Annotated in this window: 12 protein-coding genes; all 12 read right to left on the reverse strand. The window is 42.0% G+C overall.

What is annotated here, in order from left to right; genetic code table 11:
• Nucleotides 1-100: 100 nt before the first annotated feature.
• A complete protein-coding gene (locus tag ICL16_RS08275) occupies nucleotides 101-3,220 on the reverse strand; it encodes an efflux RND transporter permease subunit (protein WP_190826367.1) in 3,120 nt (1,039 codons plus the stop codon).
• Nucleotides 3,221-3,541: 321 nt separating this feature from the next.
• Nucleotides 3,542-4,474, reverse strand: coding sequence for a vitamin K epoxide reductase family protein (locus ICL16_RS08280; RefSeq protein WP_190826368.1), 933 nt, complete (start codon nucleotides 4,472-4,474; stop codon nucleotides 3,542-3,544).
• Between the two features lie 105 nt (nucleotides 4,475-4,579).
• Nucleotides 4,580-6,574 carry a heavy metal translocating P-type ATPase gene (locus tag ICL16_RS08285; RefSeq protein ID WP_190826369.1) on the reverse strand — a complete coding sequence of 665 codons (1,995 nt, stop codon included), beginning with the start codon at nucleotides 6,572-6,574 and terminating at the stop codon, nucleotides 4,580-4,582.
• 468 nt (nucleotides 6,575-7,042) lie between these two features.
• Nucleotides 7,043-8,041 carry an RpoD/SigA family RNA polymerase sigma factor gene (locus tag ICL16_RS08290; RefSeq protein WP_190826370.1) on the reverse strand — a complete coding sequence of 333 codons (999 nt, stop codon included), beginning with the start codon at nucleotides 8,039-8,041 and terminating at the stop codon, nucleotides 7,043-7,045.
• A gap of 181 nt (nucleotides 8,042-8,222) precedes the next feature.
• Nucleotides 8,223-11,375, reverse strand: a complete 3,153-nt coding sequence (locus ICL16_RS08295; RefSeq protein ID WP_190826371.1) for an efflux RND transporter permease subunit — start codon at nucleotides 11,373-11,375, stop codon at nucleotides 8,223-8,225.
• Between the two features lie 161 nt (nucleotides 11,376-11,536).
• Entirely contained in the window at nucleotides 11,537-13,216 is a 1,680-nt protein-coding gene (locus tag ICL16_RS08300; RefSeq protein ID WP_190826372.1) for an efflux RND transporter periplasmic adaptor subunit, read from the reverse strand.
• Nucleotides 13,217-13,449: 233 nt separating this feature from the next.
• On the reverse strand, nucleotides 13,450-13,620 hold the full coding sequence (locus ICL16_RS45450; RefSeq protein ID WP_238360668.1) for a hypothetical protein: 171 nt from the start codon (nucleotides 13,618-13,620) through the stop codon (nucleotides 13,450-13,452).
• Nucleotides 13,604-14,458 carry a SulP family inorganic anion transporter gene (locus ICL16_RS08305; protein WP_238360669.1) on the reverse strand — a complete coding sequence of 285 codons (855 nt, stop codon included), beginning with the start codon at nucleotides 14,456-14,458 and terminating at the stop codon, nucleotides 13,604-13,606. The genes ICL16_RS45450 and ICL16_RS08305 overlap by 17 nt, the downstream gene beginning before the upstream one ends.
• Nucleotides 14,459-15,089: 631 nt before the next feature.
• Entirely contained in the window at nucleotides 15,090-17,084 is a 1,995-nt protein-coding gene (locus ICL16_RS08310; protein WP_190826373.1) for an efflux RND transporter periplasmic adaptor subunit, read from the reverse strand.
• Between the two features lie 643 nt (nucleotides 17,085-17,727).
• The gene (locus ICL16_RS08315) at nucleotides 17,728-18,471 is read right to left on the reverse strand and encodes a hypothetical protein (RefSeq protein ID WP_190826374.1); all 744 of its coding nucleotides are present in this window, start codon (nucleotides 18,469-18,471) and stop codon (nucleotides 17,728-17,730) included.
• Nucleotides 18,472-18,505: 34 nt separating this feature from the next.
• A complete protein-coding gene (locus ICL16_RS08320) occupies nucleotides 18,506-18,688 on the reverse strand; it encodes a hypothetical protein (protein ID WP_190826375.1) in 183 nt (60 codons plus the stop codon).
• Between the two features lie 59 nt (nucleotides 18,689-18,747).
• The gene (locus ICL16_RS08325; RefSeq protein WP_190826376.1) at nucleotides 18,748-20,721 is read right to left on the reverse strand and encodes a DUF4082 domain-containing protein; all 1,974 of its coding nucleotides are present in this window, start codon (nucleotides 20,719-20,721) and stop codon (nucleotides 18,748-18,750) included.
• Between the last annotated feature and the right edge of the window lie 124 nt (nucleotides 20,722-20,845).

Here is a 20,845-nt window from a genome sequence, read left to right on the forward strand (position 1 = left end):
TCTGCTTCCGCTCTTTTTTTGTACTATTTCATTTTATTCGATTTTATCCATGAAAAATATTCAATAATGATACACTTTTTAAGTAATAATTCCAAATACTTCATACAACAGAGCCTTGGGTAACGTCAATATCTTGTATTTGTGTAGTCTTTTTGGGAACCAAAAACTTACTAAATTGTATATAGCAAGCAGGAAGCACTAACAAAGTTAGAGCAGTGGAAGTAAACAAGCCACCTAAGACCACAACAGCTAATGGTTGAAGGATTTCTTTACCAGCACCGCTTCCAATTACCAATGGAACCATACCTAAAGCCGATGCTAAAGCCGTCATCAAAATAGCAACCAGTCTTTCCATCGAACCTGACATTAAAACTTCTCGCAAAGGTTGCCCTTCTGCTAACCGAGCATTATAGTTTTCAACTAATAATAATCCGTTACGTGCGGCAACACCAAATAAAGTGATAAATCCCACCATTGAAGCTACAGAGACAATACCACTTGTCAAAGCAATCGAAATAACACCACCAATTAATGCTAAAGGCAAATTAATTAAAATCATAATTGTGGCAGGGATAGAGTGGACAGCAAAGTAAAGTAAAACTGCTATGGTGATAAACGCTAATACCCCAGCCGAAAGTAAAGTTTTTGTTGCTCCTTCTTGTGCCTCAAATTGACCACCATATTCAATAAAATATCCGGGAGGTAATTGCACTTGCTGCCCAACCTTGTCCCTAATATCTTTAATTACCGAACCTAAATCTCGTCCAGCAACGTTGGTAGATACAACAATATACCGAGAGACATTTTCACGGTTGATGGTATTGGGACCTTTACCATAGTCAATTTTGGCAACTTGAGCCAATGGAATTTTCTGTCCGTTAGGTGCGTCAACAAGCAAATTACTGATAACTTCGATATTATTACGATATTTTTCTTGCAGCCAAACTACCATATCAAAAGTTTGTTGCTGCTCTAATACTTGAGATACAACTCGCCCATTGAGAGCAGTTTCTACTTCTGACGACAATTCGCCAATTGTTAAACCGTAACGTGCTGCGGCATCGCGGTCAAATTGAATTTGTACCTGTTTCATAGGTACTTGGGGTTCGAGTTGTAAATCAGCTAAACCTTGAACATTGCTCATTACTGATTGCACTTGTTGACCGAGGGTGCGGAGTTGTTCTAAATCGGGACCGAAGATTTTGACGGCGATCGCACTCCTTACCCCTGACAACACCTCATCCATCCTGTGCGAAATAAAACCACCAATATTAGGTACGACTCCGGGGATTTTTTCAAATTCTTTGCGTATCATTTCAATGGTTTTATCACGATCCTTCGCCCCCTCTTCACTCAATTGCACATCCAATTCCGCAGCATTGACACCAGCTACCTCCGTATCTCCCTGAGCGCGTCCAGAGCGTAACTGAGCAGTTTCAACTCCTGGATTCTTTTTCAGAGCTTCTTCTACCGCCAACCCCACTTGGTTAGTTGCATCCAAAGATTCACCGGGCATGAGAACTGCGGCGATTACAAGGGCACGGTCTTGAAACTCAGGTAAAAATACTTGCCCTAACCCCTGCATAATTACTAATGAAGCCACAATTCCAGCGAGTGCGGTTGCTAAAACTATTTTGGGACGACGTAATGAGAATTTTAAAGCTGGACGGTAGATTTTATGGGTTTGTTTTTCTAACCAAGTTTCCGTACTGGGTAATCTGGTATTCACCAACAGCAAAGCACACATTGCCGGAGTTAATGTCAGTGCTACCAAGGTAGAAGCAGCAATTGACAGCAGATACGCTAAACCCATCGGTGTAAAAATTTTCCCTTCCACACCAGAGAGGACGAAAATTGGTGCAAAGACGACGGCGATAATAATTGTGGCAAACAAAACGCTCACCCGCACTTCTACCGAACCATTGAAAACAACTTGCAAAGGTGGAACTGGATTTCCTGCAAGTTGATTTTCCCGCAGACGACGGTAGACGTTTTCCATATCCACAATCGCATCATCTACTACAGAACCAATGGCTACCACCAGTCCTCCCAAAGTCATGGTGTTGATACCCTGTCCCGTCCATTTGAGAATTACCATCCCCAGTAGCAACGATACGGGGAGCGCGCTTAAACTAATAATTACTGTGCGCCAATTCATTAAAAACAGAATTAGCACAATAGAGACAATAATAGTACCGTCACGCAAGGCTTCTTCAACGTTCTTAATCGAAGCTTCGATAAAATCTTCCTGGCGGAAAGTTATTTTAATTTTGACATCTTTGGGCAAACCAGCTTTAATTTCCTCCATTGCTTTCTCAACAGCCTTAGTTACCGACGGTGTATCAGCTGTTGGCTGTTTGTTGACTGTTAAAATTACTGCCTTTTTACCTGCAAAACTACCGTCGCCGCGTTTAAGTGCGGCACCAATTTGCACGTCCGCTACCTGTTCTAGCAGTACGGGTGTACCATTTTTGGCTTTAATTACTGATTTTTTTAATTGTTCAATAGATTCAATTCTTCCCACCCCGCGCACCAAAGTTTCTTGGTCGGGAGTAATCAAAAATCCTCCCGGTGCATTGGCGTTAGCTGCTTGTGCGGCTTTGGTGACATCTGCGAGGCTGACATTAAATGCTTTTAGTTGATCTGGGTTAACCAAAACTTGGTACTGACGTTCATCTCCACCAAATATAACTATATTACTGACACCAGGCACAGCTAAGAGGCGGTTTTTGACTTGCCAGTTAACAATCCGCCACACCTCCATTATTGGGGTAGTGTCAGAGGTAAAGGCATATTTAACAGTCCATCCCAAGGGAGAACTGACGGGAAGAATTTCTGGGTCTTTTACACCTTGCGGTAACTGGCTGCGTGCTTGTTGTAACCGCTCTGTTACCAGTTGACGTGCGCGGTAAATGTCCGTATTCGGACCGAAGGTTACTCGCACAGCTGAAAGACCGACAGCAGAGGAAGAACGTAATGCTTCGAGTCCTGGGGTTCCGTTAATTACACTTTCGATCGGACGAGTCACCAAAGATTCAACTTCTTCCGGTGCTAGTCCTTCGGCTTCGGTCATAATTTCAACTTGCGGTGGGGCAAAGTTGGGAAATACATCCAACGGCATTTGAGTGAGGACGTTAAAGCCCCATAAGCTGATAATTACAGAAGCGCCGACGACTAACCAACGTTGAGCGATCGACCATTTAACAATAGAATTGAGCATTTTTATACCCTTTAGGGGATATATATTTACTGATGCAACTGTTAATTTAAATATTAGGTGCTATTCCTACTCTCTCAAATCAAGATGAAATTAGGATGAAATTTTTAAAAGATAGAGCGCCGCGAATTGGATAAGTTGCCGTAAAGCTACTACAACCCTAATGCGACTAGCAACTCTGGCGCTTTTGGATAAGTTCAGCCTCAAAGAAGTGCGCCCCGACTATTAAAAACAGGAAACCCCGCAGTTCGAGAACGAACCGGAGAGTATTTACCTGCAGGATACTTGGTGTAGCTTCTAAAGTTTTCAAGTTGGTGTTTGCAATCAAGGAGTAGGTAGAGAATTCTTGAAGTTACGCGATCCCTTGTAGCCAGAAATCTGGGCTAGTTTCTCTAGTGATTGCGTACCAGAAACAGTCTGAGCCTTGACTTGCCAGGTGGGATAGCCTTTAACGTTGGCAGCTTTACAGAGGTCTGGCTGAGGATTTTTGCCTTTAGGATCGCACTCAATGTAGTTGATTTGACTGAAGGCTTCTTTACCAAAAAGCTGCTTTTGATCGTGGCAGTGGGGACACCAGAAAGCACCATACATCTTCGCCCCGACCTGTTTGAGATGGGCAGCTAGAGCTTTTTCTGCTTCTGTTGACGTGGTAGTGATTCGGAGTCCTGCTTCTCCAGGAACTGCTCGGTTAGCGATCTCAGGATTTTTCACCCCAGCATAAACGCCTAATGTACCGACTAGCACAATCATTCCCACTACAATTGCGGTGAAAAAGAGTTGTCCCACGTCTTGCCAATCTCGACTCAGGATAACCAGGATAAACAGGCTAGCTGAAAATAGAGCCGAGGCAACACAATATATACAGACCGCTTTAATTTCAAATACTAGCAGATATATCAGGTAGCTGCTGAAAACCAACATGGCAGTTGCGCCTGCAAATAGCAGCAGCCCAGTCCAGTTTTCTAGGTTAGAGCGCAGTTGCTTTTGCGCTTTTGAATTGACCAATAGAGGAGCGATCGCAAAAACCACCATGCTGGCGTAAGCGATCAAGCCAAACAGGGCAAGCGGTAAACCAAACACAGTGGCGTAAGGACTGGCAAGAACAATATCGCAGCCCTTTGTTGGGCAAACAGTGGTTCCCTGCGTAAACTTGACGAAAGTGAGATAAGCCGTGACCACTGCCCCAAGGGAGGCAATCCCCGCGATCAAGGGGCGTGACCAGCGATGAATCCAAGGAATAGAACTTTTGCGTTTCATGAAGACCCTACCATAGAACCAGAACCCTTTTGTTTTCCCATCATGTCCTAGTATTTCAGTAAATACTTTTTCTGGTTTTACACTAACTTTAGCTACCTATGCAGATTAATTTACTTTCAGAACCCTAGTAGAGTTGTAGATGGCAAGCAGAGCCACGCCTACATCAGCAAAAATGGCTTCCCATAGCGTTGCCAGCCCTAGAGCACCCAAAGCGATAAATACTCCTTTAACTGACATGGCAAGAATGATATTTTGCCAGACAATTTTATGAGTCTTTCTGCCAACTTGTATCGCTTCAGCTACCTTTGAGGGTGCATCTGTCATGATCACAATGTCAGCAGTTTCAATCGCAGCATCAGAGCCAAGCCCACCCATTGCCATACCTACATCGGCTCTGGCAATAACTGGCGCGTCGTTAATCCCGTCACCTACAAATACAACTTTCTTATTGTCTTTTCCTGATTTGCTGAGCATTTTTTCTATTGCACTCACCTTGTCTTCGGGTAATAATCCAGCAAGGTAGGAATCTAAACCTAGTTTTTGAGCTACCCTTTGAGCTACAGCTTGATTGTCTCCTGTCAACATCACCGTTTGCTCAACGCCCAGTTTTTTCAAATTAGAAATAGCCTTTACAGCATCTTCCTTTATTTCATCAGCAATCAAAATGAACCCAGCATAGCGATTATCTACTGCTAAATGAACAATTGTTTCCTCGGCATCACAAACATCATGCTCAATGTTTTCTCGATGTAACAGACGGTCATTTCCTGCCAGCACTACCCTGTCTTGCACTTTAGCTCGGATGCCATGACCCGCTATTTCTTCGTAATCTTTAACCTCAGATGCATCGATTTTTTTACCATAAGCGTCCCGGATAGATTGAGCTACGGGATGATTGGATTGCAATTCTACCTTGGCGGCTAGAGCTATCAATTCCGCCTCAGTGAATCCATTCTTAGGCACAACTTGTGTGACTTTGAAAACACCTTTTGTCAAGGTTCCTGTTTTGTCAAAAACAACTGTTTTAACGGCTGTCAGAGCATCTAAATATGTAGAGCCTTTAACTAAAATTCCACGTTTGGCAGCGCCACCAACTCCCCCAAAGTAGCCCAGTGGAATGCTAATAACCAGTCCACAGGGACAGGAAATAACCAACAGGATGAGGGCGCGGTAAACCCAGAGGAATCGATCTGCGTTGGGAATGAATAGAGGGGGAATTAGAGCTACTCCTAGTGAGAGGAAAACGACAATCGGTGTGTAGTATCTGGCAAACCTAGTAATAAATTTTTCTGTTTCGGCTTTTTTATTGCTAGCATTCTGCACCAAATCCAAAATCTTGGCTATGGAAGACTCACCAAACAATTTAGTTACTTTGATGGCGAGAAAGCCGGTTTTGTTGATCATCCCAGCTAAAACGGGTTCCCCGACTTTGACAATTCGCGGCACTGACTCTCCGGTTAATGCCGAAGTATCGACTTGAGAATCACCCTCTATAATATCACCGTCCAATGGAATCTTTTCCCCTGGCTTGACAACGATGATATCCCCTACGGCTACGGTGTCTGGTGACACTTTTTTGACATCGCCATTTGTCTGCAAGTTAGCATAGTCAGGGCGAACTTCTAAAAGAGATTTGATAGATTTCTTAGAACGACCAACAGCATATTCTTGGAATAATTCGCCAACTCTGAAAAACAACATCACCGCTACTGCTTCTGGTAGTTGATGGATGGCGATCGCGCCCAGAGTTGCCACAGTCATCAAAAAATTTTCATCAAACACTCTGCCTCGGAGTATATTACGCCCAGCGCTAGTCAAGACATTCCAGCCACTTAAGAGATAGGCAGGGATTAAAACAAGATATTCTCCAATAGAGTATGGCGTATTATGTAGCTGTTTTTCAAAAATTGAACCGAGTGCAAACAGAATAACGACCACAACAACAGGAGCCAATTCCGACTTGAGGTTAAAATCTCCGTCGCCGTGACGATGACCATGATCGTGGTCATCGTGGTTGTGTGCTTGGTGAGCATGGCTGTGCTCGTCTTCATGACTACAGCAAGCGGAACCGCCCGATTGCTTTGATGGTGGCTTTTTCATGATTGTGTTTCTCTAATGGCAAAGAACAGGGTTTGAAATCATTCCATCACCAGGCTGGTGACTATAGAAACGGCTTCCTTTGTTTTCTCTCTAGTTTATCTAGGAGATTAGCTGACTATTGATGTATTTTATCTAAAACTTATCTATTTTGATATCTTAATTATGTTAATAATTTAGCTTTAAGTCAAGCCAAATTAGTAGCTATAAATTCTGTTATAAAATGATAATTGTTATCATTTAAATCTAAAATAAGAACAATTATCGTTGTTATTTAAAATGAAAATTATTCGAGAAATACTAAAATAAGAATAAAATCAGACATACGCATTAACATCTATGCCTGTAAGATTTTTGCAGAAGCCAGTTTAATCGTATAAACCAAGACACAGATGCGTTACTTATGGCTTCAATTCCAGAAACAAGTTGAAAATTTTCGTAACATATTTGTGCAGTTAACTCTATAATAAGTTAGCTAAATAAATAGCTTTTTACTTTATCTATGTGCTGTTTAAGAAGGCTGAGAGCTTGTTTTTCTATTTGTCGCACTCGTTCTCTAGAAATACCCATACGCCGACTAATTTGCACTAATGAAAGTTCGTATTCCTCTACTAAACCAAAACGTAAAGTTAGCACTTCCTTCTGTTGGGGAGTGAGGTTTGTTAATAAGTTATGAACATTTTGGTAAAGTAGTTCCCGCTCGGTGTAGTGTTCGGGAGATAATTGATCATCTTCCAGCATATCCTGCAATGGGGTATCTTGTTCGGGTCCAATTCGCATATCTAGGGAAACAGGTTGACGAGCAAACTGTAAACACTCTCGTACTTGACTAGGCTCTAAATTTAGTGCTTGGGCAATTTCTGTCACGCTAGGCATGTGACCTAGCTTTTGAGATAATTCTCGTTGAATGCGCTTGATTTTATTTAGCTTCTCAGAAACGTGAATGGGTAAACGAATGGTGCGGGATTGTTGTGCGATCGCGCGTGTGATTCCTTGACGAATCCACCAATAAGCATAAGTTGAAAACTTATACCCCAGAGTTGGGTCAAATTTCTCAACTCCGCGTTCTAGTCCTAATGTACCTTCCTGAATTAAGTCCATAAATTCTAGGTTGCGTTTCTGATATTTTTTAGCAATTGATACTACCAAACGCAAATTAGCCGTTATCATTTTTTGCTTGGCGATTTGTCCATCGCTAAATTGTTTAAGCAGCGTCTCTTCACTTAAATTCGCTTTTTCAGCCCATTCTTGTACTCTAGGTTCGCGCTGTAATTTCTTAGATAGTTCTTCCTTTGCAGCAAGCAACACCATCATCTGTTGGACTTGTGTGGCGAAATAAACTTCTTGCTCATGACTTAACAGAGGTATATCTCCTATTTTACGGAGATAAGTACGGACTAAATCAGTTGTAGGTATGGATTCTTTTCTTTGACTGTAAATTAGAGTTGATTCGAGTGTTGAACTAGACATACATTTTAAATGATGAAGTCAGACTATTAAAATTACTAAAAAACAGTTACTGAGGTGATTAGTTCTAATCTCGACTTTTGAAAAAAGCAGGAACAAAGAATAATTTTATTTTTTGTCTGAAGAATATCATTTTTAGTACTTGCTAAGTAAATGAATTTTTCAACACTCCTCAGCCAATATCCTACATATGCATAAAAAACTTATCATCTCTGGGTTCAACTTCGTCTGTTTTCTTCGGAAACAAATACTTACCAAATTTCGTATACAAAGCAGGTAAAACCAGCAAAGTTATAGCTGTCGAAGTAAACAACCCGCCAAAAACAACAACTGACAATGGTTGCAAAAGTTCTTGTCCAGGTCCACCTTGAAATACCATTGGCGCCAAGCCCAAAGCGGAAGTTAAAGCCGTCATCAAAATAGCATTGAGTCGTTCCATTGACCCTTTGTAAATAATATCATTCAACGGCATTCCCTCGGCGAATTTACTATTATAATTATCAACCAATAATAAACCGTTACGAGTCGCTACCCCAAACAGGGAAACAAACCCCACTAAAGATGCAACCGAAATAACTCCTCCAGTTAATGCTACTGCAATTACACCTCCTACCAAACTAATCGGTAAGTTAATCATAATCATGATAGTAGGAGGGATAGATTTCACCGAAAGATACATTAGTACCGTAATTGCAACAAATGCGATCGCGCTAAAAACAAGAATATTTTGGGTAGCTCGTTCCTCTGCTTCAAATTGACCTGCATATTGAATAAAATAGCCCGCAGGTACTTGAATATTTTGTTTAACTTTAGCTTCAATTTCGTTAACAATTGAGCGCATATCTCGACCTTTAGCGTTTGCAGAAACAATTATCAAACGGGAAACTTTCTCACGATTTATTGTATTTGGACCAGTCCCATTATCGATTATAGCAATGCTACCTAAAGGAATTTTTTGCCCATTAGGAGTATCAATTAATAAATTACTGATCGTTTGCAGATTTTGCCGTGCGTCTGGTTTTAACCACACTATCAGGTCAAAAGATTGTTGATTTTCTAAAACTTGAGAAACGACTTGTCCATTGAGCGCAGTTTCTATAATGTTAGCTATTTGTCCCACCGAATGCCCGTAACGACTTGAAGCTTCTCTGTCAAATTTAATTTGAACTTGAGGTACAGGAACTTGTGGTTCAAGGTACAAATCTACAACACCATTAACTGTTTTCATTTGCTCCTCAATTTGCTGCCCAATTTTTCGCAGTTCAGATAAGTCGGAACCAAAAATTTTTACAGCGATCGCACTGCGAACCCCAGATAATACTTCATCCATCCGGTGAGAGATAAAACCGCCAACATTTGGTGCCGCACCTGGTATTTTCTCAAATTCTTTGCGTAAGTCATTCAGAGTTTTTTCGCGGTTTTTCATTCCCAGAGCAGTTAATTCAATATCAACGTGTGCCACGTTAACACCTGCTGCTTCGGCATCTCCAGAAGCGCGTCCCGAACGTGTTTGAATAAATTTGTATCTGCTGTCATTTTTAAGTGCTTCTTCCAACGCATAGCCAGCTTTGGTAGAAGCTTCTAATGAGACACCAGGCATTAAGCTCACAGTGTTTACCAAAGTTTGTTCTTGAAACTCTGGTAAAAAAGCTCTACCAAAAGAAGGAATAATTGCGATTGCAGCTACTGTTAGAGCTAAAGAAGCACCAATAATTAATATTGAATATCGAGTTGCAAAGTTTAAACAAGAAGCGTAAATACTTTTACATAATCTCGCTAACCAAGGTTCCCGTTTTGTCCCCCTAACATTAGGTAATAAAATTGCACATAAAGCTGGAGACACTAATATTGATTCTAAACTTGAAACTACAACTACCACCAAATAAGAAATACCCATTGGTGTAAAAATGCGACCTTCGATACCTGGTAAGGTAAAAATTGGTGAGAAAACAATAATACCAATAATTGTGGCATTAATTAGTGAATCACGAACTTCTTCCGAACCTTCAAAAATAATTTCTAATGGAGGTAGTGGGTTATAAGAAGTTTTATTCTCACGCAATCTTCTATAAATATTTTCACTATAAACAATTGCGTCATCAATCGCCGTACCAATAGCTACTGCTAAACCTCCTAAAGTCATAGTATTGAGTCCAATACCCAACCAAGAAAGCGTCAGCAATCCAAATAGCAATGTTAGGAAAAAATTAAGTAAACATACAGCAAGCGTGCGCCAATTCATTAAAAAGGGAATCAGAATTACTGCTGCAATAATGCTACCTTGAACTAGTGATGAACGAACGTTTTCAACCGAAGATTCAATATAACTATCTTGGCGGAATGTCGTGGTAACTTTGACTCCTTTAGGCAAACCAGCTTTAATTTCTTCCATTGCCCCTTCGATCGCACGGCTGACAGTAGGAGTATCAGCAATGGGCTGTTTATTTACCATTAGAATAATTGCTTCTTTGCCGTTAAAACTACCATCACCACGTTTAACAGCACCACCAATTTGCACGTCGGCAACATCTTGGAGTCTAACGGGTACTCCATTACGCGAAGTAATAGTTGACTTTTTTAAATCTTCAATTGATTCAATCCGTCCGATACCTCGAATTAATTTTTCTGTATCTGGCGTAATTAAATAACCACCGGGTGCATTGACATTTGCGGCTTTAGTAGCATTTGTAACTTGCTCTAAAGTAACATTAAAAGCGGCTAATTTGACTGGGTCTACTAATACTTGAAATTGGCGTGTTTCCCCGCCATAACTCAATACTTGACTTACACCCGGAACAGCTAAAAGGCGGTTTGTTACTTGCCAATCAACTATTCGGCGTACTTCCATTAGGTCGATTTTGGATTGGGAATTTTCGCGTTGAGATTCGCCTTCTTCGATAGTAAAAGCGTATTGAACAACTAAACCAATGGGCGAACTAGTAGGGGCGATTTGTGGTGTTTCTACTCCCGGTGGCAGCTTACTAGTAGCTTGTTGCAGGCGTTCGGTGACTAGTTGACGTGCTTGGTAAATATCTGTTCCCAAATTAAATATTACCTTGACCGCAGAAATACCTGCTGCGCTTGAAGAACGAACTGCGGTGACTCCCGGTGTTCCATTAATAGCACTTTCTATCGGTAAAGTTACTAAAGATTCTAATTCTTCTGGCGCCAGTCCGGGAGCTTCGGTTTGAATTTCAACTTGTGGTGGTGCAAAGGCTGGGAGTACATCCAACGGCATCTGGGGAATAACGTAAAATGTCCAGAGCGAAATAATAACTGTAGCCAAGACGACGAGCCAACGTCGGTCAATTACCCACCTTACAATGTTTCCAAGCATTATTTTATATTTTAAATTTTGAATTATTTCTGGTCTTAGGGCAAACGCATATAAATTCTGGATGCCTTACATAGCAGGGGTTTCATCAAACTATAAGCATAAATACTGTTATAGCTGAAGCCCTTACGCAGTGGGTATTTCAAAAATTAGATGCGTTTGCCCTATTTCTGGTCTTCTTTATCTGTTAATGAGGCCAAATGCGACGCAGCTGGATGTTTGGAGTTGTTGATATGAACTTCTGGTTCTGTCTCATATCTAACTAGGTCGAATTGGGAATTTCCCTCCATCGCCAAACGAGGTTGAGTACGACGACCTGCGATAAAGCCAAATGCCAGTAAAATTCCAGCACCAGGTATTAACCAAAACCACGGCAAAGGCAACTCACTTTTGTTTTCTGCCTTAACTGCGTCTTCACTATTTCCCTCTTCGCCGTGGTCGTGTCCCTCTTCTTTCTTACTTCCACCACGTAAAGACTGAGCGTAAAGTTGTGGCGCACGCTGGGTAACAATCATATCACCTTCAAACAAACCAGTCTTCACCTCAACCGTGTCACCATTCGTTTGCCCTAAAGTAACTTCTGCTGCTTGGTATGCATTGCCATTTTGTACGTAGACAATTTTTTTACCATTGGCATCAACCACAGCCGTTGCAGGTATTGCTAAGGTAGGTACGGATTGTTCACCTGTCAATACTTGCAGTTCGGCGAACATTCCGGGTTTGAGTTGTCCTTTTGGGTTATCCACTGCGGCTTGTACTGGTACAATCCGTGTTTCTCCTTGTACTACTGTACCAATTCGGGTAATTCGTCCAGAAAAGCTGCGGTCAGGTAAACTAGACACTTTCAAATTCACCCTTTGACCAATTTTTACTTTATCTAAATCTTTTTCATAAATATTCGCCGTGGCAAATACCCGACTATCGTTAACAATAGTCATCAATCTACCACCTGCATCGTTAAAAGTTTGACCAATAGTAACTTCACGGTCGGCAATTTTACCGGAAATTGGAGCCGTCACTGTCACTAATCCTTTGGAGTTGGGACGGTTTCCTAATTGTTGCAGCCGAGTGTTATACGTAGATTGACTGAGCCTGAAACGTTCCTGTGCTACTTGAACGGCTGACTGGGCACGTTTCAGTTGTGCCTCAGCTTCAATCACATCCCGTTGGCTGTTAGCGGATGTGAGTTTAGCTCTAGCTTCCGCCAGTTGAGTTTGAGATTCTAGAGCATTGCGACGCGGGAGAGCGCCAGCATCGGCTAACTGTGTATCTTTATTGTATTTTTCTTGAGAAAATGCTACTAGGCTTTGGGCTTGCGCTATCTCAGCTTGGGCTATCTGCAAATATCGCTCTCTATTTTGTTGAGCCAATCTTAAATCTGCTTGGGCTTGTTGTATTGAAGCGATCGCATCCGCACGTTTTTCTTGGGAGGTGACGCGCAACTCTACCAAGCTAGGACTTGTGACGACGGCAACAGGTTGACCTTTTGTGACTATTGCACCAGGTTCTACCAACAACTCTACTACTTTTGCCTCAGTAATTGGAGTCGTTACTTCTACTTTTTGACTGGGTAAAGTTTCAATTTGTCCGGTACTTTTTATACCAAGGGCGAGAGGTTGGCGCTTTACGGGTTCGACTTTAATTCCTAATCGTTGGGCAGTTTCTGCATCAACATTAACTGGACTATTTGCGTCGCCTCCAGCTTGAAACGAACTTGCACCACTGTGATCGTGTCCAGCACCAGCCAACACAACGCTGGGACTCGCTAACACTAGCAAGCTCAGAAGCGTGCAAGAAATGTAACTAATCGCTGTAGGTTGTTGAAGACGGTTAGAGATTCTCATCACTAAAAATATCCTTGACTTACTAGATTGTCGCTTGGACATTGGCGTTCCAAGCGGAATTTAGGAGAGCGGTTTTGGTAGATAGGGGTTTGACTCGGGGAAGTTATTCCTGGAGTAAACTCAACCACTTACTTTACAGTTTTTCACATAGAGATGAAATTGGCATGAAATTAAGAAGCATCCCACTAAAAATTTGACTTCTTTAAGCGCTACCGCGTTTCAAGTTTATCATTTTAATCTTGAAAAGGTCTGCGGAAGCGATTCTCCAGTCGATCCCAGTGCATAATTACCTTATTTCCTCTCTGTTGTTGTTGCTCTGCCCACATTGATAACCAATCAAGGCAAGAATGGTCAATATAAGCTAATTTCTCAAGGTGAACATACAACTCAGTATTTGCTGGCATTTGTTCTAAAATAGAAGCCAGCTTTGGCAACCGCTGCTGCCGAAAGTAGACTTTCTGCACTGGCAATAAAGGCGATTGCGATCGCGGATATGAGAATCTGTGGATTTAGCAAATGAATCAAGTTTACAGGCGTTGGCACTTGAATTGCTTCGGTTATAGAAGATACGTTAACATAGGGAATTGACAGATGGAGCAAGTTGGCTATAGTGCTGGCAACCACTACAGAAATTAATGCTCCGGGTAGTAATTTCAATCTTCGCGGCTTGAATTTATCCCACAGTAGAAGCATGAGCAAGGTAGTAACACCGATAAAAGCCGCCATCAAATGGCTAACGTTGTCATAGTCAAAAAAAGTATGATAAACAGATATGGGAATCGAAATTAGATTCTCAATTCCAGTAGCACGCGGCTTTTCTTTAAGCATTACATGGAATTGGGAAGCGAAAATTAGTACGCCAATACCTGCAAGCATCCCATAAATAACTGCTGGAGATATGGCGCGGAATATCTTACCAAACTTGAATACTCCCGCTAGCAACTGTATCAGACCTGCTAAGAGTATAACCGAACCAAGCATTTCGATACCGTTGTTCCGAACTAGTTCCGCAACAATAACCGCTAGCCCAGCGGCTGGACCACTGACTTGCAATGGGGAACCGGAAATAGCCCCGACAACTATTCCACCAATTATTCCTGTCACCAAACCACGAGCCGGAGGAACTCCCGAAGCGATCGCAATTCCCATTGACAGCGGAAGAGCAACGAGAAATACAACAATAGACGCTAGTATATCTTTGCTCAAAGAGCCTTTATGTTTAATACTTTCAAGCTTTCTCATGATTAAATTTCAGATCAACTAATTTGTCTACTTCCGTCTTTGCATTAAAGCAAGTAGTGCTGTGTACGCTTTCTTTAATGACTTAAATAAGCAAGTTAATTACCCATTCCCAAACCTATATTTTTGATTTAGTGCAGGTAAGAAATATCTTTTATAATTAAAACTTGCCGGTTTTAATCAGTATTAAAATCACTCAAACCAGAAAAATTTATCCAAATAATTGGGTTTTTTAACTGACTAAAATTACTTACTCTATACAGTTTTACAAGTATTGATGAAATTAGGATGAAATTTCAGCAGATCTGAAAATATTAATTTAGAGGATAAGTTTTTTGAACATAAAAGTGTTGATTGTTTATAAATTTATATAGAGCAATCCCATATGATTTGTGAAAATTCACGGTGTTCAGATTCCCGACTTTTTTAAGAAGTCGGGAATCTAACTTTTCACGAATGATTTAGGACTGCTATAGCATTTCTAAATAAAAAAATACTCAGCAGTGCTGAGTATACTCGCTTTTTACCTGAAATTTGAGACATCGTAACTGTGGGCAACGAAAACTTGGGCTTGTTGAGAACGTTGACGCGCAAGTCCTAAAGCATTGACAACACTTATTGTAGTGATTCCTAATTAATGTGGTCGCTGAAGATTGTCTTGATTTTCAATCTGTACAGGTGCAGTAGATATTGGCTGCTTATGGTTATCGAGATGAATCTCGGTTTCGGTTTCATAAGTTACAGCCTCTTGAGGAACACCTGCTGTTGCCAGCAAACCCTTACGACGACCTGACAATAAATTACTAGCCCAAAAAGCGATCGCAGTAACGAAAGAACCTCCTCCTCCTGCAATCAACCACAGAGGTATGGGAAAATTATTAGCTTTAACCTCAGTCTCTTCTTCATGTGCATGTTCTTCTTCACCGTGATTATCCCCCTCTTTTTTCTTACTTCCACCCCGTAAAGACTGTGCATATAATTGTGGCGATCGTTGAGTAACTATCATATCACCTTCAAACAAACCAGTTTTCACCTCCACCATATCCCCAGAGGTTTGCCCTAAAGTAACTTCAGTTGGTTGAAAGGCGTTACCATTTTGCACGTAGATTAATTTTTTACCATTGGCATCAACTATAGCCGAAGTGGGAATTGCTAATAAAGACGAAGCAGTTTTGTCGGTGATTACCTCTAATTGAGCAAACATTCCCGGTTTGAGCGAACCGCTAGAATTATTTAGTTCGGCTTGTACGGGTACAACTCTTGTTTCCCCTTGTACAGCTGTACCAATCTGTGCAATTCTGCCTTCAAAAGTTTGGTTAGGTAAGGAAGCAACTTTTACTCTTACCCTTTGACCATTTTTCACTTTGTCTAAATCTTTTTCATAAATATTTGCTACGGCAAATACACGACCGTCGTTTACAATCATCATTAGTTTGCCCCCTGCATCTTGCAGCGATTGACCTTGGCTAACATTGCGATCAGCAACTGTACCAGAAATGGGAGCAGTGATTGTCACCAATCCTTTGGCATTCGCGGTAGTTCCCAGTTGTTGCAAGCGTGTTTCATACGTATTTTTACTGAGGCTAAGTCGAGATTGTGCTACCTCAACATCCGATTGGGCGCGTTTTAGTTGTGCTTGTGCTTCCAAAACATCCCGTCGGGTTTCTACTCTTTTCAGTTGCGCTTGTACTTCTGCTACGCGAGATTGAGAATTTCGTAATTCCCGCAAGGGTAAGTCTACTTCAGCACGTTTGACTTCACTTTCAGCTTGAACTACTTGGGGGAGACTTTTTGCTCTGGCGAGTTCCGCTTTTGCCCTTTCCAGTTTGGCTTGTGACTCTAGCATCTGCCGTCTTGGTAGTGCTCCTTTCTCAACCAGTTCTTGATCTCGGTCATATTGCTCTTGGGCAACAGCAACTTCCGTAGTGGCTTGGGCGATTTCGGCATTAGCGATTTGCTGTTGACGTTTGAGGTTTTCTTGAGCGACTTTTAAGACTCCGCGCTGATTTACCAAAGCCAAGTCCCGATTATACTGTGCTTGTGCTGCATTAAGTTGCGCGAGCGCTTGTGCTATTTCGGCATCAGATATTTGTTGCTGACGCTCTAGATTTTCTTTGGCTAATTTTAAATCCGCTTGTGCCTTTTGCATAGCAGCTTGGGCATCCGCCTGTTTTTCAAGGGAACCCACGCGCAATTCTACCAACTCAGGTGAGGCGACAACAGCAACGGGCTGACCTTTTTTGACTTTACTACCTGGTTTTACTAATAACTCAACTACTTTACTTGTTAGGGGTGCAGTCACCTCAACTTTTTGGTCTGGTAAAGTTTCAATCTGTCCTGTAGTTTTAATACCAACATCTAGCTGCTGCTTTTTCACTGGATAGAGTTTAATTCCTAACCGTTGGGCAGTTTCCGCATCAACCTCAACAGGACCACCTGTTTCTCCTCCTCCCTGAAATGAACTTGCACCACTATGGTCGTGTCCTGCACCTGCTAATACAGTCGTGGGAGTGACCAGCAGCAAACTAATTATTGTCGCTGCGGGAGTTGATAGTAACAGCAAGCTTAAAATTACACCAGATATATAACATGTTGTAGTAGGTAATTGGGGACGCACAGAGTAAGGCATAGGGATAATAGTTTTTAAATAGGTGGAAAGTAATAGCGAACAAGTGCTTACGTATAAATCATTACATTAGTTTTGCTTACTAATTGGTGTTTTTTGCACTCAACTACCAGTTTCACACCTAAAGATGAAATTAGCATGAAATTTAGGGCAGGCGCACTCACTTTATTTAATCTATCTTGCCAACGCTGTTTAATTAGTTTTGAATAAGCAACTCGCTAAATTGATACTGCCCGACTCAACTTCTAATGAAGGAAGTTGAGGGGCAGTATTGTTTAGATCAACGAAACACTCTCCTAAAGCTTAATACACCAAATTTCCTGTACCGCGTAACTAACGTAAAGAGTTTATCCCTCTTCTGTCACTCTCCGAGTTCAAGAAATAATAAATCAGCAGAATTAACCAGAAGAGTAAAGGCTCTCCCGTACTTAGGGTGATAAATTTTATTAATCTCTTAGTAGGTTGGTTGAGCAGAGCGAAACCCAACGATTTCAAACTAACTGGTTGGGTTTCGTTCCTCAACCCAACCTACAAGCATTACTAAAATTAAATTAATGCGATCGCTTAGATCACAAATGATAAGCTTTCCAAAACGTCTAACTCTAAAACTAATTACACGCTTTGGAAAGCTTATGCTCAATTTACTTTATAAAAAAGTAAACGTAATTTGGTCAGCGTCGAATTGTCTGACTAAAGTCAACTCTCCGCTTCTAGGATTGATGATGAACAGAGAATTAATGTCCTCATAGTTGGGATTGGCAAGCGCATAAAGTTCACCTGATGGAGAGATAGTTAAGCTCAACAAGCCATTTCCTAAAGGTTTGTTATTAAAGGTCAATGGCACGATTGTGTTAATTCCGCTGCCGACGTTTACCTGCGCTAAAGTTGCTGTACCTTCTCTGCCAACTGTAACAATGTAAATTGTTCCATCTGGGGATTGAGCCAGAGTACCGTAGCCTCGCGTTGGATCTAGTCTGGGTAGACCAGAATTAGCACCTGAAATTACATTGCCTGTGGTACGCTCAATAGTTGCCAATTCAAAAGGCAAAGTGCTTCCATTTGTACTAATTAAACCGATAAAGTTGTTTCCGGTGATTGGCACTAAACTTTCAACCGTACTGTTATTATTTGGAAATCCAAATAGTTTCACACTATCTGGAGGTTGAGAAGGGTTAGGACTTTTGAAAATCAACCTCGTGGCGGTGCCTTCGTCTGTAGTTGATACAACAGTACTAACCAAGATGCCATTGGGTTGGGTAGTGAGATTAGTTAACCGCTCTTGGATCGACTCGACATCTGTTAGTGCTGGTGTAAGATTAATAGGTAAATCTTGGTTGCTGACAGTAGTAGTCGGAATTTGAAGGGTAGCGATTGTGCTACCAGTAGCCACGTTGGAAGAGAACAGGGTTAATCCTGGCGTAGTGTTAGCTATATTGGTAAATGGTTAAGATATTTTCGGCGGCGCTATCACTGCTAAAGCGTACCCCAAAAAGGATACCCGATGACTGCTGGGCAACTGCTTTAGTTCCCAGGTTGGCGATCGCTGCTGTAGCGGCACTGGCTAGAGCTAACTGTCCAAATCGTCTACGTCTGATTCTCAGATTCACAACTACTTACATTCCTATTACTTAAAGAGGGAAATTTGCTTTATGGCTCCACAATCTTTTTAAGGCACAATGATGTTAGCGCTGGGAGTTAGGGGTCTGGCTCCCATGCTGGCAAAGACATTGACAGCTATTTGCTTGGCACGATTATCTTCGCGAGGTCCATCGACACCATCACTGTCCAATCCCCACATCCACTGAATTGAGCCAGTTGAAAACACCTTAGCACCACTAGGTGCAGTGTAGCGAACTGCGTGTGAAACCCGGGGATCGGTTCCACTGGGAAAACCTTCAATATCGGTATTATCTATATCCTGCCTTGCTCCTGGGAATTGCGATTCACCCAGAATCACTAGTCCGTTTGGAGACGCATTTGCATTAATTCGATCCCATTCAAAACCCACCAATCGACCAAGAGTATCGTTGTCTTTTAGTCCTGTGTTGGCGTAGTAGGGATCGCTGCTATTTTTGACCACAAAATCGAACCCGCCGTAGACAACATCTTCGTCAGCAACATACATCACTCCGAGTAAGGCGCTCTCCGGACGATTATTCAGTTGGCTGCGAAACTTGTCTGTGGGTTCGCTTGCTGTAGCTGCTTGTTTGTAACATACCATCACCCGGTTGGCTTGCCCAGTAATGGTGCTGTTCTCAAAGCGTACACGCCAGTAGGCACTATTCGCGCAGAAAAACGCCAAGTTGACTCCAGCATCGCGAGCTCGCTCGACATGATCGCGCTGTTCTTTTGACCAGTACTCATCATGACCTACCGACAAGAAGACTTTGTACTTAAGTAGCAACTGCGAGTTCGAGTGCACATCTACGTTTGTAACGTAGGATAGGTCATAGCCTTGAGACTCCAGCCACCGCACCATGTTGTACTCCCAACGCAGTAAGTTGTTGAACTCGCCAGTTTCCGTCGTCGTTTGTGAGAATGGTCGGTCGTAGGAAACTTTGACCGCTCTTTGTAGATTCGTACTATTAAATGGGTACAAGCTGTAACGACTGCCCACCGGACCATAGTTGCTATAAGCCAGATGGTTGTTAAAGCTACTTTGGAATAATATGTCAGAAGTTCTGCTATCATCGCGGACGACAAACCACACATATGACTGCTTACCAGTTCTACTGTCAGTGAGTTTGGCAATGTACAGACCACTAGTCCAGTCCGAGCCGACGGCTAAAGTGTAGGAGGTTGACCAGTTACTACACTCCAAAAGTCTGGTAGCACGGGTAAATTTACAAGCAGGTTGCGTAATTCCATTGCGAGAACCACTACTCAACACCAGCCTACCGCCGCTGCCTGCATAGTAACCCAAGCGGTAGACATCTATTGTGTACTGTCCTGGTTGTGCTAGGGAAACTTTGATCCCTAAAGAACCCCCCTTATTGACACTTGTTGCCACAGCATAGCCGGCAATTTCATTAGAAGCTTGGTTGGTAATCCTCCAGTTTGTCGTGCCTGGTTTTTGGTTTTCCAAAGTAATGGCATTAGATCTCGGCGGCGTAGTATTACTGGCAACGAATACTATGTCGCGGAAATAGTTGGCGTTTTGGTAAGAATTGGTTGGCAAAGTACCTGGATTACCATACACCCCATTGTTATTGTCCGCGACTGTTCTCAAATCCCCGTTGACAACTGAGTTTGTCAACGCACCGTTGTATGTGACAGCGAAAAAGCCATTGGTATTAACGGTAACTACATAGGTGGTGTTGGCTTGAATGTTTAGTGGAGTGGTAAGAGCCTGCTGCTGCCAACCAGAGGCTGTCTCTGAAGTGAAATTAATACTTGCTAGGATAGTACCTGTTGATGACCAAATTCTCCCGACATGAGAGCCAGTTTCGCTCACCGCTTTCCAGTAGCGAATTGCCGTAATTTGACCTGCCCTTGTGCTCTGAAACTTCAAACCTAATTCATAAGGGACGCCATCGGTATCATTGGGGACACTTGGTGTCTGAGTTGTAAATATGGTTTGATTTGCTGGCGGTTGAGCTTGAGCTATAAGTATTTCTTGCGGATTCATTTCCCTAGTCATTCCAAAACTCCTAATTTGTCAAAATTTTTAACTAGAAAACTGCCTGATAGTCACTTAATAAGGAAAAAATAGAAAGAAAAATTTTCTTTTCACTTTATATATAACTATTAAATTGTCCGTTGGT

This window comes from Iningainema tapete BLCC-T55, from assembly GCF_014698965.1.
Taxonomy (GTDB): domain Bacteria; phylum Cyanobacteriota; class Cyanobacteriia; order Cyanobacteriales; family Nostocaceae; genus Iningainema; species Iningainema tapete.

Excerpts from the sequence above, each read along its gene's own strand:
- ICL16_RS08275 (WP_190826367.1), bottom strand. The coding sequence starts at position 3,220 with ATGCTCAATTCTATTGTTAAATGGTCGATCGCTCAACGTTGGTTAGTC.
- ICL16_RS08280 (WP_190826368.1), bottom strand. The coding sequence starts at position 4,474 with ATGAAACGCAAAAGTTCTATTCCTTGGATTCATCGCTGGTCACGCCCC.
- ICL16_RS08285 (WP_190826369.1), bottom strand. The coding sequence starts at position 6,574 with ATGAAAAAGCCACCATCAAAGCAATCGGGCGGTTCCGCTTGCTGTAGT.
- ICL16_RS08290 (WP_190826370.1), bottom strand. The coding sequence starts at position 8,041 with ATGTCTAGTTCAACACTCGAATCAACTCTAATTTACAGTCAAAGAAAA.
- ICL16_RS08295 (WP_190826371.1), bottom strand. The coding sequence starts at position 11,375 with ATGCTTGGAAACATTGTAAGGTGGGTAATTGACCGACGTTGGCTCGTC.
- ICL16_RS08300 (WP_190826372.1), bottom strand. The coding sequence starts at position 13,216 with ATGAGAATCTCTAACCGTCTTCAACAACCTACAGCGATTAGTTACATT.
- ICL16_RS45450 (WP_238360668.1), bottom strand. The coding sequence starts at position 13,620 with ATGCCAGCAAATACTGAGTTGTATGTTCACCTTGAGAAATTAGCTTAT.
- ICL16_RS08305 (WP_238360669.1), bottom strand. The coding sequence starts at position 14,458 with ATGAGAAAGCTTGAAAGTATTAAACATAAAGGCTCTTTGAGCAAAGAT.
- ICL16_RS08310 (WP_190826373.1), bottom strand. The coding sequence starts at position 17,084 with ATGCCTTACTCTGTGCGTCCCCAATTACCTACTACAACATGTTATATA.
- ICL16_RS08325 (WP_190826376.1), bottom strand. The coding sequence starts at position 20,721 with ATGACTAGGGAAATGAATCCGCAAGAAATACTTATAGCTCAAGCTCAA.